This is a genomic window from Haloparvum alkalitolerans (genome assembly GCF_055381565.1).
In genome coordinates, this window is the sequence record NZ_AP043938.1 from 2,280,217 (window position 1) to 2,295,210 (window position 14,994).

Below are 14,994 nucleotides of genomic sequence, written 5' to 3' on the forward strand. Positions count from 1 at the left end.
GTCGTTCGAGAACGCGGAGACGTGCCCTCCACCGTATCCGACCCTCCCGTGACGGAACTGCTTCTGGTCATCGTCTTCCAGCTCGGCGTGTGTATCCTGTTTCTCGCGGAGGTCGCGGACGCGGCGCGCGGCTACGAGACGCTGTCGAGTCTCGCCGGCCAGCTCGTCGGCACCGCCACGGCGGTCGGGGGGCTGGCGCTCCTGTTCGTCAGGCGCAGGGTCAGATGACGGGCGCGGCCGGTCACCGTCGCTCGCTCGAGCGGAGCGGACGCTCCCGGCGCTCCGATCTTCTGGCGGACGAGTCCCCGCCCCTCCCACCGACAGTTCCTTGTCGGCCGAGCAGCACCCTCGACCGATGCCCTCCAGACGCGTACTCGTGACTCACGGACTCGTCGCGCTCGCACTGCTCGCGACCGGCGCCGTCGGCCTCGGTGCCGCGGTCGCGCCCCCGCAGGCGGCCTGCCTCGTCTGTACGGACGCGCTCGACGACGCGGCCGCCGACCGGGGCGTGGCCGTCGAGCGCGGCGCGACGAGTCAGACGGTTCGCGTCGGCGCGGACGCGACGACGACGTGGACCGCGCGCGTGGAGTTGGAGACGGGGGCGACGCCCCTGGCGAACGACTCGCTGCGCGATGCGGTCGTCGACGACGCGCTCGACGACCTCCGGACGGCCGCGGAGCCGCGGAACGTGACGACGCGCCTCGCGGGAGAGACGCTGGTGGTCAGCTACGAGGACCCGGACGCGGCGGTCGCGGTCGGCGACGAGGTCGTTCTCGTCGCGTTCCACGCCTCGTCGGGGCCGCCGTGGGCGATCGGCGGCGAGGGGTCGCCGTACGTCGGCGCGGACGTCCTGCGCGTCGTCGGTCCCGCGGACCACGTCGCCTCGGCGGGCGGCGACGCGCGGGTCGACGGCCGGACGGCCCGCTGGAACGCGACCGCGGGCGACGAGCTGAAGCGGTCCACCACGGTCGGATTCGCGGCCGAGTCGCGGCACTTCGCGACGTGTCGCGCGACCGCGGCCCGCTACCGATGGCGGCTCGCGAACTAGCCGCTCTTCCCGCCGCCCCGCACGGTCAGAACCGGCACGTCCGCGGTGCGGACCAGTTTCTCCGTGACGCTGCCGAGCAGGTATCGGTCCAGCCCGCTCCGCCCCCGCGTCGCCATCACGATCAGGTCCGCCTCCGCGTTCGCGAACGACCGGATCTCGCGGAACGGGTCGCCCTCGACGACGTGCGTGACCGCGTCGAGACCCGCTTCTGTCGCGCGGTCGGCCAGTTCTGCGACCGCCTTCTCACCTCGCTCGCGGAGTTCCGACCGAGGCGTTCCCGTGGCGCCCACGTCCGAGTAGGTGGTGTTGACCACGTAGAGGGGGTGCACGCGGGCGTCGAACCGCTCCGCGACCGTCAGCGCGTGGTCGTAGGCTGCGGCGGCGCCCTCGCTCCCGTCGGTCGGGAGCAGGATCTCGTCGTACACGTCAGTCGTCCCCCGCCGGGGCCGCGGTCTCGGTCCGCTCGGGCGCGTCGACGATCCACCCGCCGGTCGTGGCCCGCTCGGCGACGTGCGGGCGGAACACCCACGCGGCCAGCCCGAGGATCGGGACCATCGTCGCTGCTGCGACCGCGTAGCCGACGTGGAGGTTGGGCAGGAGCGCCGCGCCGAAGATCAGGGGGTACAGCGACCCGCCGGAGGAGCCGATCCCGCCGACGACGCCGGTGACGGAGCCGGAACTGTCGGGGAACATCGCGGGCACCTGCGCGAAGATGGCGCCCTCGGCGAACGCGCAGCCGAGGCCGACGAGGAAGCCCGCGGCGACCGCGACGTAGACGTTGCCCGTCAGCCCCGCGCCGGTCATCCCGACCATCGCGAAGACGACGAAGACCAGCGTCGCGAACGTCCACTGCTCGCGGTGGCGGCCGTCGAACCACGGGAGGAGTTCGGTCTCGTTGCGCGCGACCACGTCGCTGACGTAGCCCCCGATGGGACGGAGCAGCCCCGCCGCGACCGAGAACGTCGCCGCGAACGTGGCCGCGATCACCACGTCCCCCTGGCCGAACGCCTCGCGGTAGTAGGTGCCGAGCCAGCCGTTCATCGCGAGCTCGAGGCCGAACGTCATCACGTACGCGGCCGAGAGCGCGACGGCGCCGTAGCGCGTGGCGATGTAGAGCCACTCGCGAACCCCTGCGCTCTCCTTGGTCGCCTGCCGCTTCGCGTCGGACTTCGCCGCCTCGCCGAGGAGGAAGTAGACGACCCCCACGAGCACCGCGAACGCCCCGGTGTAGAAGAACGCCGCGCGCCAGTTGGTCGCGAACAGGGGGCCGTTCCATCCCGCCCCGAAGATTCGGGGGAGCGTGAAGTACGCGCCGAGACCGGCGCCCGCGTTGCCGACCCCTGCGAAGATCCCCTCCGCGAGCCCGAGGTTCTCCTCCTCGAACCACTCGGAGACGTGCTGGATGCCGATGACGAAGGTGATCCCCGACAGCGACGCGACGACCCGCGAGCCGATGAACACCTCGTAGGTCGCGGCGAACGCGCTGATCACCGCGAACGTCCCGACGAGCACCATCGTCGCCCCCGCGGTCACCGGCGCGCCGTACCTGTCCGTGAGCGGTCCGACGACGATCCGACCGAGCGGCACGGCGATCACCGCGGCGCTGGAGACGACCGCGAGGTCCGCCACCGAGAGCCCGAACTCCTCCGCGATCCCGCCGGTGAACGGGGCGAAGGAGAACCAGATGACGAATCCGAGGTTGAACATCACCGTGGCGAGCACCAGCGTCCGCCACTTCCCCTCCATCAGGCGAACACCTCACCACCGACTTCGAGAAGAGGTAAACGATCACCTACGGATGCACTCGGATCATGGATGTACGACCACATTTTCGTCTACCGCTCGCCCGAACACGCACTTAACGGCTGTGTGAGTATCGGTATTACTCGTTGGATCCCTCCCGATATCTCCCGACTCGGCGGGGGATACCCCCGGAATATAAGGCCATCCCCTCACGTTTCGGACGGATTACCGGGATTTACCGACCGTTCGGTCACCAGCGCCGGTCCTCTGAGAACGGCTCGCCGAGAAACGTCCGACCGCGGACGGGGACAAAAGTGGCCGGCGCGGATGGAGACGGGGACAAAAAGGGCCGGCGCGGACGGGGAAAGAGGAGAGGTGAGAAAGGGCCGACGCGGCGGCGCGACGGTCGGCTCGTCGGTGCGCGCGGGGCGCGGGAGGCGGGAGGGCGAGGTCAGTGCGCCGGTTCCTCGGCCGGTGCGCGCATGTCGTCGATCCGGAGGATCAGGATGTTGGCGGTGTCGTCTTTCCCGTCGACGGTGCCCTCGATGAGCAGTTTCGAGAGCGGCGTCGGACCGACGGTGACGGAGTCGCCCTCGTGGAACTCGCGGACCGAACCCTGAATGTGGACCTCCGCGCGGCAGAGCTCAGGATGGTGGACGCTCGAGAGGTCGATCCCCTCGACGTTGACCGACTCGACCGGCTCGCCCTCGTGTTCCAGCGGGACGAACGCGGGCTCGTCCATGCGCTGGACGTCCAGCGCCTCGTAGGCGTTCGCGGTCGGCTTGTAGCCGCCCTTCGGACCGGGGACGCCCTCGACCAGCTGGAGCGCTTTCAGGCTCTGCATCTGGTTGCGGATGGTACCGGGGTTGCGGTCGACTTCCTCGGCGATCGCTTCGCCCTTTACGGCGTCCTCCTCCTCGCGGTAGAGGTTGATCAGCGCAGTCAGAATCGTCTTCTGACTGGACGTCAGCTCGATCGATGACATGCGACCTACTACTCGGCCGGCCCGCTTAAACCCGGTGGAAGGTTCGACCGCCCGACCGGGCCGGCCGGGGGACCGGGGTGCGACCGGTCGTGGAGATGCGGGGGCTTGAAGCCTCACGGCGGTCGAGTGACGGACATGCGCACAGTTCGGATCATCGGCGCGCCGACCGACTACGGCGCGAACCGACGCGGCGTCGACATGGGACCGTCAGCGATCCGCTACGCCGGCCTCGCCGACCAGCTCGCGAGCGCCGGCGTCGACACCGTCGACTCGGGCGACCTCCTCGTCCCGCGCGCCGAGGAGCGCGACCCCGACGCGGAAGCGCCCGCGGAGGGTTCCGCGAAGTTCCTCCGCGAGACGGCCGACGTGTGCCGTCGCCTCGGCGACGAGGTGGCGGCGACGCTCGCGGACGGAGAGGTGCCGCTCGCGCTCGGCGGCGACCACTCCATCGCCATCGGGTCGCTGGTCGGATCCGCGCGCGACGCCGAGATCGGCGCGGTGTGGTTCGACGCGCACGCGGACCTCAACACGCCGACGACGACGCCCTCCGGTAACGTCCACGGGATGCCGCTGGCGGCCGCGCTCGGCGTCGGCGAGTTCGCGGACACCGAGTGGGCGAACGCCGCCGGGCTCAGTCCCGAGAACGTCGTCATCGTCGGCCTCCGGAGCGTCGACGAGGCGGAGGCGGAGTTCATCCGCGAGAGCGAGGTGACCGCGTTCACCATGTCGGAGATCGACCGCCGCGGCGTCACGCCGGTCGTGGAGGAGGCGCTCGCGATCGCGGGGACCGGCGTCGACGGCGTCCACGCGAGCCTCGACCTCGACTGGCTCGACCCCCACGAGGCGGCCGGCGTCGGGACGCCCGTCCGCGGCGGGGTCACCTACCGCGAGGCCCACTCCGCGATGGAGCAGGTCGCCGAGAGCGACCTCCTCCGGTCGATGGAGCTCGTCGAGGTGAACCCCACGCTGGACCAGCACAACGAGACCGCGGAGCTCGCGACGGAACTCGCCGCCAGCGCGTTCGGCAAGCGCGTGCTGTAGCGGTCGGCGCGCGCGAGAAACGCGTGCGAGGGAGGCGGTAGCGCGGCCGCGATGCGGTGCGGTCCCGCGGCCGCGCCGCCGCCGAGGCTGGGGAGGTGTGAGGCTGCGGTGCGGTCGCGGTGCGGAGCGGGGCAGTCGCGGTGCGGAGCGGGGCAGTCGCGGTGCGGAGCGGGGCAGTCGCGGTGCGGAGCGGGGCAGTCGCGGTGCGGAGCGGGGCAGTCGCGGTGCGGAGCGGGGCAGTCGCGGTGCGGAGCGGGGCAGTCGCGGTGCGGAGCGGGGCAGTCGCGGTGGGTGGGACTGAAAGAGCCGGCTGGGGTTTTCTGTATGTTGCCGTCCCCAGCAGCAGGAACTGCAACCGAGACGGACACAGAAGTCGCTCCGTGGCGAGCGTGTCAGCCGATCGCCGTTACAGCGGCACGTCCGCGGGGTCGAGCGCGGCCGGCTCGGGGGCCTCGCCCGCGGTTACCGCGACCTCGCCCCGGACCGGTGCCTCGGCCCCAGTCTCGGCGGGATCCGCGAGTACGGCCGTCCCGCCGACCGACAGCGGGGCGAGGAGCCCGGCGACGACCGCGGCGGGGTCCGACAGGGGCGCGCGGAGGACGACCCGGGAGTCGGCGTCGAGCCCGTACCGCTCCGTCACCTCAGCGGCGGCCGCGAGCCCGCCCCCGTGGCTCACGGCGTCGCGCTCGGTCCCGTCGGCCGCAGTCCCGTCGCGTCCGGCCCGGTCACGGCCCGCCGCCCCGGCCGACAGAAGGAGCGGCGTCTCGGGGTCCAGATCCGACGGCGGAAAGGCGGGGTTCTCGCTCCAGACGGACTCCTCCCAGTCCGTCGTCTCGGGGGCGGTCGGGTCGCCGCCGAAGACCGCGAGCTGCGTTCCGGGTGCCGGGTCGTAGGCGGCCTCCTCGGTCGCGGGGACCAGCAGGACGCGGTCGCCCGCGTCGGCGCCAGCGGCGGGGTCGAACCGCGTCGCCGCGCCGAGTTGGGCCGCGCCGAGGAACGCCAGCACCGGCGGGAGCGCGGGGACGGGCGCGGCCGCCAGCGTGCGCCCGGCGCCGAGTCCGAGGTAGCGAAGGACGTTACCGGCCTTGTAGGCGTTCGTGATCAGCTCGTGATAGCTCCGCTCGCGCCCGTCGGGCGTGACGAGCGCGGGGGCGTCGCTCCGTCGGTCGCGTGCGAGCAGGTCCCCGACGACGTGCATGTGGGGGACGTCGTGGGGAGGGCTCAAGGCTCCGGCGGTCGCACACGAGGGCGCGGCCGAATGCGGAGGGCAGACCGGACCGGTGGGGGCGGGTCAGGGCGCGCCCGCGATGACCATCCGGGAGTCGTCGGCCCCGAAGGAGAGGCTCCGCGTGTCGCTCCCGTCGACGCGCACGGCGTCGCCCGGTTCGAGGTCGACGGTCTCGCCCTCGACGGTCAGCGTGGCCGAACCGTCGACGAGCAGGTACACTTCCTCCTGTCCGTCCTCGGCGTGGTCGTGCTCCATCCCCTCCCAACCGTCGTCGGCCTCGACGAGGGTGATCCCGAGGTTCTCGCAGTCGAGCGCGTCCCGGAGGAAGTGCATGCCGGGCGCGCGCGGGTCCACGTCGGTCGCGGTGACGCTGTCGTAGCTCATTGCGACCGCGTGTTGGGTCGCCGCGAGCAAAAAGGGGACGGCGGGAGCGAGGGCCCGGGAGGCGGGACGGTCGCGGACCCGGCCCGAGAACGGCCGCTGGCTGCCGCCCTCAGAACGTGTTCTTCAGCTTCTCGAAGAAGCCCTGGTCGACATCGATCTCCTCGCCGCCGGCCTCGGCGAACGCCTCCAGCGCCTCGCGCTGCTCCTCGTTGAGCGAGTCGGGGACGACGACCTGCACCTGCACGAAGAGGTCGCCGCGACCGCGGCCGCGGATCTTCGGCATCCCCTTGCCGCGCAGGCGGAACGTCTCGCCGCTCTGGGTGCCCGCGGGCACGTCCATCTCGACGGTGCCGTCGACGGTCTCGACCGGCACCGTGTCGCCGAAGACCGCCTGCGGGAACGAGACCGCCTCGTGGACGTGGAGGTCGGCGCCGTCGCGCTCGAAGCGCTCGCCCACGTCCACGTCGACCTCCACGAGCAGGTCGCCGTTCGGGCCGCCGTTCTCGCCGGGCGCGCCCTCGCCCTCCATGCGGAGGCTCTGCCCGGAGCGGATGCCGGCGGGCACCTCGACGGTCAGCGTCGCCTCGTTGCGCGCGACGCCGTCGCCGCCGCAGGTCGAACAGGACTCGCTGTACGTCTCGCCGGCGCCGTCACACCGCGGACAAGTGGTGGTCTGCTGGACGCGCCCGAGCGGCGTCTGCTGGACCTGCGTCACCTGTCCCTGCCCGCCGCACTGCTGACAGGCGGAGACGTCCGCGTCCTCGGGGTGCCCGCGGCCGTCGCACTCGGGGCACGTCTCCGGTCGCGTGACCGTGAGCTGCTTGGTCGTTCCCTCGAACGCCTCCTCCAGGTCGACGGTGAGGCCCGTCCGGAGGTCCTGTCCCTTCCGCGGCCTGTTGTCGCGACCGCCGCGGCCGCCACCGCCGCGACCGCCGCCGAAGAACTGGTTGAAGATGTCCTCGAAGCCGCCGGCGCCGCCCGCGCCGCCGAATCCGCCCGCGCCGCCCGCACCGCCGCCGGTCGCGCCGTGTTTCTCCGCTTCCTGGAACCGCTCGTGGCCCATCTGGTCGTACTGGCGGCGCTTCTCTTCGTCGGTCAGCACCTCCTTGGCCTTCTGGATCTTCTTGAACTTCTCCTCGGCGTCGTCCTCGTCGCTCACGTCGGGGTGGTACTGGGCGGCCTTCTTGCGGTAGGCCTTCGTGATCTCGTCCTCGTCGGCGTCCCGCGAAACCCCGAGCACGTCGTAGAAGTCCTCGCTCATTCGTTATCGCCCATAGCCAGTTGAAACACTTGAAAAGACGGGTTGCGCGGCGGACGCGCCGGATACCCCGGACCGACCGTCACGTCCGCCGTACCGCACGTCTTGTCACGCGCGCCGCCCGCACCAACCGTGACACCGAAACGCACATTGCGGGTCCCCGTCCGTTCTCTCACATGTTCGACAGCAAAGGCCGGGTCGATGCCGCGGTGCTCGTTCCGCCGAACGCGCCGCGGACGGACCTCCCGGTCGGGCTCGGGCTCGCGGCCGAGCGAAGCGACGCCGAGGTGTCGATGAACACGGACCTCGCCAAGGCCGTGACCGCGTGGACTGGCGGCGAGGAGCCGGCGCCGCCCGCCGACGGCCGGGACATCGCCCACTACGAGTTCACCGTCGCGGGCGGCGGCCTGTTCGGGTCGGAGACGGAGATACGGATCTGGCGGAGCGAGACGGAGGCGAGCCATTTCGACGACGTGGTCGACGGACTCCTGGGGAACGCCGAGGACGACCGCGATCCGGCGAAAGTGTACGGGAGCCAGAGCGAGGACGCCGATCCCGGTCGCCGGCTCGCGGTGCTCGCCCGGAACGTCGACGTGATCCTCGGGACGATTCCGGCGTCGAAGCTTCTGAACGGCGGTGGCCAGAACGGATCGAGCGCGGCCTCCTCCGAGTACGCGCCCGACGGGATCCCCGCCTACGAGGTGCTCTACCGGTCGACCCCGCTGTCGATCGTCCCGGTGCTGACCGACTCGCGGTCGGTGCTGCAGGCCGACGAGGAGTGCGCCCCCGGGGCGGTCCCGTCCCTCCGTGCGTCGTTCCCGCGGCTGGATCGCCTGCTCGAACTCACCGACGAGCGGCTCCATCCCGTCGATCTGCCGGAACCCGGCACCGCGAGCGACGATCACGAGCCGCGGGGCGAGGGGTTCGACAGCCTGCTCTCGAGGCTTCGAGAATAGCGTCCGTCGACCGGGACGGTCTCCGGTCGGTCGACGGTCAGTCGTTCGAAAAAGCTCGCCCGCGAACGGTCGCGGCCGCGTGAAGCGGTCTACTCCTCGTCGGCCTCGTCGTCGACGTCCTCGAAGTCGGCGTCGACGTACTCCTCGTCGTCGCCGCCCTCGGGGCCCGCACCGCCGGGACCGGCTGCGCCGCCGGGACCGGCCGCACCGCCGGGGCCAGCGCCGCCCGGCCCGCCGGCCGCGCCGGCGCCGCCGGCGGCGGCCTGCTCCTGGTACATCTGCTTGCCGATCTCCTGGAGCGCCTCGGAGAGCGACTCGGTTGCCTCCTCCAGCTCCTCGATCGAGGCGTCCTCGTCCTCGAGAACCGCCTCGAGCGACTCGATCTCCGCCTCGATGTCGTCGATCAGGTCCGCGTCGAGCTCCTCCTCGTTCTCGTCGATGAGGGTCTCGGCGCGCTGGACCGCGCCCTCGGCCTCGTTGCGGGCCTCGATGCGCTCGCGGCGCTTCTCGTCCTCCTCGGCGTGCTGTTCGGCCTCCTCCTGCATCTGCTCGATCTCCTCGTCCGAGAGGCCCGCGCCGCCCTCGATGGTGATCGACTCGGCGTTGCCCGAGCCCTGGTCCTCGGCCTCGACGTTGACGATGCCGTTCTCGTCGATGCTGAAGGAGACCTCGATCTGGGGAGTGCCCGCGGGCGCCGGCGGGATGCCGGTGAGCTGGAACGCGCCGAGCAGCTCGTTCTCCTCGGCGATCTCGCGTTCGCCCTGGAAGACGCGGACCTGCACGGAGGTCTGGTTGTCCGCGGCCGTGGTGAACACCTTCGACTCCTCGGTCGGGATGGTGGTGTTCTTCTCGATGAGCCGCTCGAAGAGCCCGCCCTTCACCTCGATACCGAGCGAGAGGGGGGTCACGTCGAGCAGGACGATGTCGTCGACCTCGCCGCCGAGCACGCCGCCCTGGATGGCCGCGCCGAGCGCGACCGCCTCGTCGGGGTTGACGTTCTTCTTCGGCTCCTGGCCGATGAGCTCCTCGACCTGCTCCTGGACCTGCGGCATCCGGGTGGAGCCGCCGACGAGGATGACCTCGTCGATGTCGCCCTTGTCGTAGCCGGCGTCTGAGAGCGCCTGCTCCGTCGGCCCGACGGTGCGGTCGATGAGGTCCTCCGTGATCGACTCGAACGTCGCGCGGGTGATCGACTCCTCGAGGTGGACCGGACCGGAGTCGGTCGCGGTGATGAACGGCAGGTTGACAGTCGTCTCCTTCTTGTTGGAGAGCTCGATCTTCGCCTCCTCGGCCGCCTCGGTGAGCCGCTGAAGGGCCTGGCGGTCCTCGCGGAGGTCGATGCCGTGGTCGTTCTCGAACTCGTCGGCGAGGTAGTCGATGATCGCCTCGTCCCAGTCGTCGCCGCCGAGGTCGTTGTCCCCGTTCGTCGCGACGACCTCGTAGACGCCGCCGCCCAGGTCGAGGATGGAGACGTCGAAGGTGCCGCCCCCGAGGTCGTAGACGAGAACGGTCTGGTCCGAGTCGTCGTCGAGCCCGTACGCCATCGCGGCCGCGGTCGGCTCGTTGACGATGCGCTCGACCTCGAGGCCGGCGATCTCGCCGGCGTCCTTCGTGGCCTGACGCTGCTTGTCGTTGAAGTAGGCGGGGACCGTGATGACCGCCTTCTCGACGTCGTCGCCGAGGTACTCCTCGGCGTCGTGTTTGATCTTCTGGAGGATCATCGCCGAGATCTGCTCCGGCGTGTACTCCTCGTCGTCGACCTCGACCGTGTAGTCCTCCTCGCCCATGTGCCGCTTGATGGACTGGATCGTCCGGTCGGGGTTCTGAACCGCCTGGTTCTTCGCCGGCTTCCCGACGAGCCGTTCACCGTCGTCCGAGAACCCGACGATGGAGGGCGTCGTACGGTCGCCCTCCGCGTTCGCGATGATCTCGGGCTCGCTACCCTCCATCACCGCAAAGGCGGAGTTGGTGGTACCGAGGTCGATACCGAGGATTTTGTTGCTCGCCATCTTGCCCAACAGTATCGGCTAGCGTCGGTTAAACGTTACTAGACGAGGCGACACGCCGCGCGAGTCCATCCCGCCGCTTGCTGTCGGTTTTCTCATTCCGTCGTCTCGTCCGGTCGGTGTATTTATGCCGATCCACAAGCACAGTCGCGACCGGTTCGATCCGCGGTCGGTTCGATCCGCGGCCGGTTCGGTTCGTGCCGTGGAGACGACCGCGGCCGGGGGCGCCGAGCTAATGCACGAGCGGTTCCGACTGCCGCGGCTCCCACTCCAGTCCGCCGCAGTAGTGGACCACGGCGTCGTCCTGCTCGGGATCCACGACGGTCAGCGAGATCCAGCCGTTGTCGACCAGGTCCGCGACCTCCTCGTGCCGGCGGAGGACGTCCGTGACCCGGTCGACCGGGGCGTGGATGACGGTCGTGAGCCGGAGCGGCTGGTGGTACTCCCGCTCGTCGTCCGCCTTGAGCGACTGGAGCGGGAGCCCCGTCATCAGGTCGCCGCCGTTGCCCTGTACGACGCCGATGTTGCCGCGGGGGTTCTGCGTGACCTTGGAGCCGCTCCCGTACACGCCGTTGTCCACGGTCGCGAAGTAGTACTGGTTGTTGATCCACTGGGTGACGACGAGCGGCCCGGTCATGATCGCCTCGAGCGCCTCGCCGTTCTGGTCGGTGGTCCAGTCGTAGGAGTGTAGGAACGCCCGACCGTCGAGGTCCCGGTCTTCGGTCAGCTCCCGGGAGCCGACGACGAACGAGGCGTTGCCGGCCAGCCCCCACTCGGGGCGGGTCTCCGCCCAGTCGGCCGTCCGGCGCTCCGTCTCGCGGACGCCGTCCTCGGGATCCGCACGGGTCATCGATTCCGCGCGCTCGGCCGCGGCGGCGGTCCGCGCCCGCGAGAGGTCCGCACGGAGCCGCTCGAGGTCCTCCCGGTGGCTCTCCGGAACGTCGCCGTCGAACAGCGTGATCTCGTCGGTGGTCGTGTTGTGCTCGCCGGCCAGGAAGACGGTGTCGGCCGAGATGTCGATCCCCCGCTCCCGGAGCGCGTCGCGGACGTCCTCGTCGTTGCAGATCGCCGCGAGGACGCGGGCGTTCGGCCCGCCGGGATTGCCGGCGCAGGCGCCGCAGTCGAGGCTGGAGGCGAACGGGTTGTTCGTCGTCTCGCTCGCGTGCCCCGTGAAAACGACCAGCCGGGCGAACTCCGTCCAGCCCATCAGGTCGAACGCGGCCTCGGCGTAGCCGACCTTCTCCTCGAAGGTCATCCCGCGCGGGAGCCCTCCGTCGGCGTGCTCCTCGGCCGGGCGGTCGACGGCGGGCGCGCAGTACTCGGAGGGGCTCGGGATCCTGTCGTCGACGGCGTCGGACAGGTCGGAGACGGCCCCCGGGAGCAGCGTCCGTGTCGCCATCGCCGCGCCGTAGGCGCTACCCCCGCCCTCGACGAAGGTGAAGGCGGCGGCGATGTTGGTCTTGAGCGCCTTGATGTGCTTGTGGGCCGCCCCGACGACCTGGCTCCACCGCCTGTGAACCGCCTCCTCGTTCCGCCGGTCCGGCCTGGGGCGGTCGATGATGTGGTGTTGCGGTTCGACGATCGGCGGGCAGGCGTCGGTCTCGATCGCCGACCGGTACCCCTGGTACCGCATCGGAATCCCGAAAAAGCCCGCGTAGCCGAACGTCTCGTACGAGCCGGCGGACTCGACGTGACGCCGAATGATCTCCGAGCGAGTGTCGATACAGAAGACGAGCTGTGCGTCCGGCCGCGGGCCGTCCTCCGCGCTCGACGACTCCGTGGCCGTCCGGTCGACGCCCTCGAGGAGGCGGTCGCGGTAGCTCTTCTCCCACGCGGTCAGCCAGATCTCCGCGAGCGGGGGACCGTCCGCGTCCGCGCTCTCGCCGGTGCGTTCGCCCCGCTCCTCGGGGTCGACGGGCGCACCCAGCAGGTCGGCGAGCGTCAGCCGCACCGCGAGATACTCGAGCAGCGAGATCGGCGCCGCCGACTGCCAGCCCCCGGCGGACCCGCTGGCCCGCTGTTTGATGAACCCGGTCCAGCCCGGCAGCGCCGCGAGGTGGCGTTCGAAGATCGCCTCCCAGCGCTCCTCGGGGTGGTCGGCCAGCGCAGCCTCCAGCGCCTCGGTCGGGGTCTCGGGGAGGTCCGACGGCTCGCGACAGTCGGGGACGCTCCCGTCGTACGGCGCGAGTTCGCGCCAGGCGGCGTAGAACCCGCGGTCGCGGTCCGGCATCGGCCACTCCGCCCGTCCCTGGTCGAGGAACGCGGCGAGCCACTTCGAGACGAGCCGGTCGAGCGTCTCCGTCGCGGAGTCCGGCTCGCTCTCCCGGCTCGGCTCGCTCTCCCTGTCCGGCCCGTTCTCCCGGTTCGGCTCCGCCGCCGCCATCTCGTCGAGCAGGGCCTCCGGATCCCCCGAGACGCCGTGTGAGTCGAGCTCAGCGGTCAGCACCTCGGGATCGATCCGGCCGTCCTCCCACGCACGCCGAAAGACGGCGGGATGCGGGTAGCCGCGGCCGCCGAACAGCCGTTCGGCCTCTGCGACCGCACGGTGGAACGGGCGGTCCTCGAAGCCCGAGAGGGGGTTGGCCGTGACGAACGAGTGGAGCGGCCAGACCGAGCCGACGGCGTCGGCCGCGCGGTCGATGCTGTCGGCGAGCGCGTCTCCGTTACGCGTCATCGTAGTCCTCCTTGCTCGTGAGGAGCGTGTCCGGACTCGGCTGTGACACGTTGAGCAGCGCGACGTAGAGCCGCTTGTTGGACCGATGCCAGCCGAGCTCCGTCGCGAGGTACGACGCGACGAACGCGGCGGCGACGCCCAGGTGCACGGCCGTCAGGTCGGTCGGCGCCTGCGCCATCGGTGTGCTCGCGATCACCGCCGAGATGGCGTCGAACAGCACGGCGTAGGTGCCGATGGCGGTCAGGACGACGAGGGGCACGCTGACGAGCCGCAGCGACGGTGGCAGCGCCGTCCGCCGGAGAATGTCCCTGGTCGCGTGCATGGTCGTCACGACGACCACGAACGTCAGGAAGAGCCCGCTGTTCAGTTCCGTTCCCTTCCCGGTGAGGAGGGCGAACAGCACGCCGCCGCCGACGGCCGTGAGGAGGCTGACGGCGACGCTCGGGAGGCTCGTGCCGGCGCGGTGGTGGCCCTCGGGAGCCGTCTGCTCGACGGCGGCCCCCGACGAGAGGAACAGGTACGCCTTGTAGAAGCCGTGAAGGATGAGGTGGGTGATCGCGGCGGCGAAGAACCCGAGCCCGCACTGGAGGATCATGAAGCCCATCTGCGCGATCGTGGAGGCGCCGAGTTCGCGCTTGATGTCCGTCTGGACGAGCAGCAGCGCCTGTCCGAGCAGGGCGCTGAAGGCGCCGACGACGACGAGGAGCGACATGACCGCGGGCTCGTCGGCCAAAAGCGGCGCGAAGCGCGTCAACAGGATGCCGCCGGCGTTGACGAAGCCGGCGTGCATCAGGGCCGACGCCGGGGTCGGCGCCGTCATGGACGACAGCAGCCAGGTGTGAAACGGGAACAGCGCCGACTGGATGATCGCGGCGAGGAAGAGACAGCCGACGGCGCCGAGCGCGACCGGCCGCGGGACCGTTCCGACCTGTCCGAGGATGCCCGCGATGGAGGTCGATCCCGTCGCCCAGGTCAGCGCGACCAACCCCGCGCCGAGCAGTCCGCTGCTCGCGAGGAAGTAGCGGCGGGCGGTCCCGGCGGCGGCCTGCGCCTGTTTCCACCCGCGGACGTGGCCGATGAGCGACGCCATGCAGAGGCCCATCGCCAGCCACATGACCGCGAAGAGGGCGACGTGGTCGGCCGCGGTCATCGTCATGACCGCGAGCGTGAACGCGAAGATCCGCGCGTAGAACCCGTCGAGATGGCGGTCGCCCGCCATGTAGCGGCGGGAGTAGCTGTGGACGATGCCGCTGAAGAAGGTGACCACGACCCACATGATCGCGGTCAGCCCGTCCACGACGAGGACGCCCCCGACCGTCCACCGGCCGCCGCTCGTGACGGCGAGCGCGAGCACGCCAGAACAGAGCAGGAAGAGCGCCCACATCGCGACGGTCGACACCCGCGGAACGAGCGACGGCGACGGTGTCGCTGTTTCGGAGAGTTGTACGGTCTCGTTCGATGGTGGTTGACTCGCCATTATTCGGATCCTCTCCGTGACCAGCACGGGCCGGGCCGTACCGCCGACCGACCGGCGCCCTTCCCGGCGCCACTCGCACGGGCTGGTCGTCTTCACCCTCTCCTATACCAGACTGGTTATTATAGCCACCGGTGGTAACAATTCGTTCGAACAAAGAGCATGAAAGAACATTATGGTCGTGTAAGCGTCACAGC

The 14,994-nt window shown here is 70.8% G+C and carries 13 protein-coding genes; 4 read left to right on the forward strand and 9 right to left on the reverse strand.

Annotation, left to right across the window (positions count from 1 at the left end; genetic code table 11):
• Window positions 1-21 precede the first annotated feature (21 nt).
• Together ACZ432_RS13610 and ACZ432_RS13615 are read left to right on the forward strand one after the other, a co-directional pair.
• Complete coding sequence (locus ACZ432_RS13610) at window positions 22-228, forward strand: hypothetical protein (protein WP_426961894.1); 207 nt, start codon at window positions 22-24, stop codon at window positions 226-228.
• 127 nt (window positions 229-355) lie between these two features.
• Complete coding sequence (locus tag ACZ432_RS13615; protein WP_426961893.1) at window positions 356-1,048, forward strand: hypothetical protein; 693 nt, start codon at window positions 356-358, stop codon at window positions 1,046-1,048.
• Here ACZ432_RS13615 and ACZ432_RS13620 read toward each other — a convergent pair.
• The 3 genes from ACZ432_RS13620 to ACZ432_RS13630 form a co-directional block, all read right to left on the reverse strand.
• The gene (locus ACZ432_RS13620; RefSeq protein ID WP_426961892.1) at window positions 1,045-1,473 is read right to left on the reverse strand and encodes a universal stress protein; all 429 of its coding nucleotides are present in this window, start codon (window positions 1,471-1,473) and stop codon (window positions 1,045-1,047) included. The two genes, ACZ432_RS13615 and ACZ432_RS13620, sit on opposite strands and share 4 nt — an antisense overlap.
• 1 nt (window position 1,474) lies before the next feature.
• Window positions 1,475-2,797 carry an MFS transporter gene (locus ACZ432_RS13625; RefSeq protein ID WP_426962104.1) on the reverse strand — a complete coding sequence of 441 codons (1,323 nt, stop codon included), beginning with the start codon at window positions 2,795-2,797 and terminating at the stop codon, window positions 1,475-1,477.
• 445 nt (window positions 2,798-3,242) lie between these two features.
• Entirely contained in the window at window positions 3,243-3,776 is a 534-nt protein-coding gene (locus ACZ432_RS13630) for an Rrf2 family transcriptional regulator (protein ID WP_058365838.1), read from the reverse strand.
• A gap of 135 nt (window positions 3,777-3,911) precedes the next feature.
• Here ACZ432_RS13630 and rocF point away from each other — a divergent pair, with 135 nt between their 5' ends.
• Window positions 3,912-4,817 carry an arginase gene (gene rocF / locus ACZ432_RS13635; RefSeq protein ID WP_426961891.1) on the forward strand — a complete coding sequence of 302 codons (906 nt, stop codon included), beginning with the start codon at window positions 3,912-3,914 and terminating at the stop codon, window positions 4,815-4,817.
• A gap of 406 nt (window positions 4,818-5,223) precedes the next feature.
• Here the strand turns inward: rocF and ACZ432_RS13640 are convergent, their stop codons facing one another.
• The 3 genes from ACZ432_RS13640 to dnaJ all read right to left on the reverse strand — a co-directional run bounded on the left by ACZ432_RS13640 (window position 5,224) and on the right by dnaJ (window position 7,690).
• A complete protein-coding gene (locus ACZ432_RS13640) occupies window positions 5,224-6,015 on the reverse strand; it encodes a hypothetical protein (protein WP_426961890.1) in 792 nt (263 codons plus the stop codon).
• A 93-nt stretch (window positions 6,016-6,108) separates the two neighbouring features.
• Window positions 6,109-6,429, reverse strand: coding sequence for a cupin domain-containing protein (locus tag ACZ432_RS13645; RefSeq protein WP_426961889.1), 321 nt, complete (start codon window positions 6,427-6,429; stop codon window positions 6,109-6,111).
• A 109-nt stretch (window positions 6,430-6,538) separates the two neighbouring features.
• Entirely contained in the window at window positions 6,539-7,690 is a 1,152-nt protein-coding gene (gene dnaJ, locus ACZ432_RS13650; RefSeq protein WP_426961888.1) for a molecular chaperone DnaJ, read from the reverse strand.
• Between the two features lie 173 nt (window positions 7,691-7,863).
• On the opposite strand from dnaJ, the gene ACZ432_RS13655 reads away from it, so the two are divergent.
• Window positions 7,864-8,643, forward strand: coding sequence for a hypothetical protein (locus tag ACZ432_RS13655; protein ID WP_426961887.1), 780 nt, complete (start codon window positions 7,864-7,866; stop codon window positions 8,641-8,643).
• Window positions 8,644-8,732: 89 nt separating this feature from the next.
• On the opposite strand, the gene dnaK is transcribed toward ACZ432_RS13655, so the two are convergent.
• The 3 genes from dnaK to ACZ432_RS13670 form a co-directional block, all read right to left on the reverse strand.
• Window positions 8,733-10,652: a molecular chaperone DnaK gene (dnaK, locus tag ACZ432_RS13660; protein WP_426961886.1), complete on the reverse strand. Its 1,920-nt coding sequence runs from the start codon at window positions 10,650-10,652 to the stop codon at window positions 8,733-8,735.
• 229 nt (window positions 10,653-10,881) lie between these two features.
• Window positions 10,882-13,323 (reverse strand): DUF2309 domain-containing protein, encoded by a 2,442-nt coding sequence (locus ACZ432_RS13665; RefSeq protein ID WP_426961885.1) that lies wholly within the window; start codon window positions 13,321-13,323, stop codon window positions 10,882-10,884.
• The gene (locus ACZ432_RS13670; RefSeq protein ID WP_426961884.1) at window positions 13,313-14,800 is read right to left on the reverse strand and encodes a proton-conducting transporter transmembrane domain-containing protein; all 1,488 of its coding nucleotides are present in this window, start codon (window positions 14,798-14,800) and stop codon (window positions 13,313-13,315) included. Before ACZ432_RS13670 ends, ACZ432_RS13665 begins: the two co-directional genes overlap by 11 nt.
• Window positions 14,801-14,994: the final 194 nt, after the last annotated feature.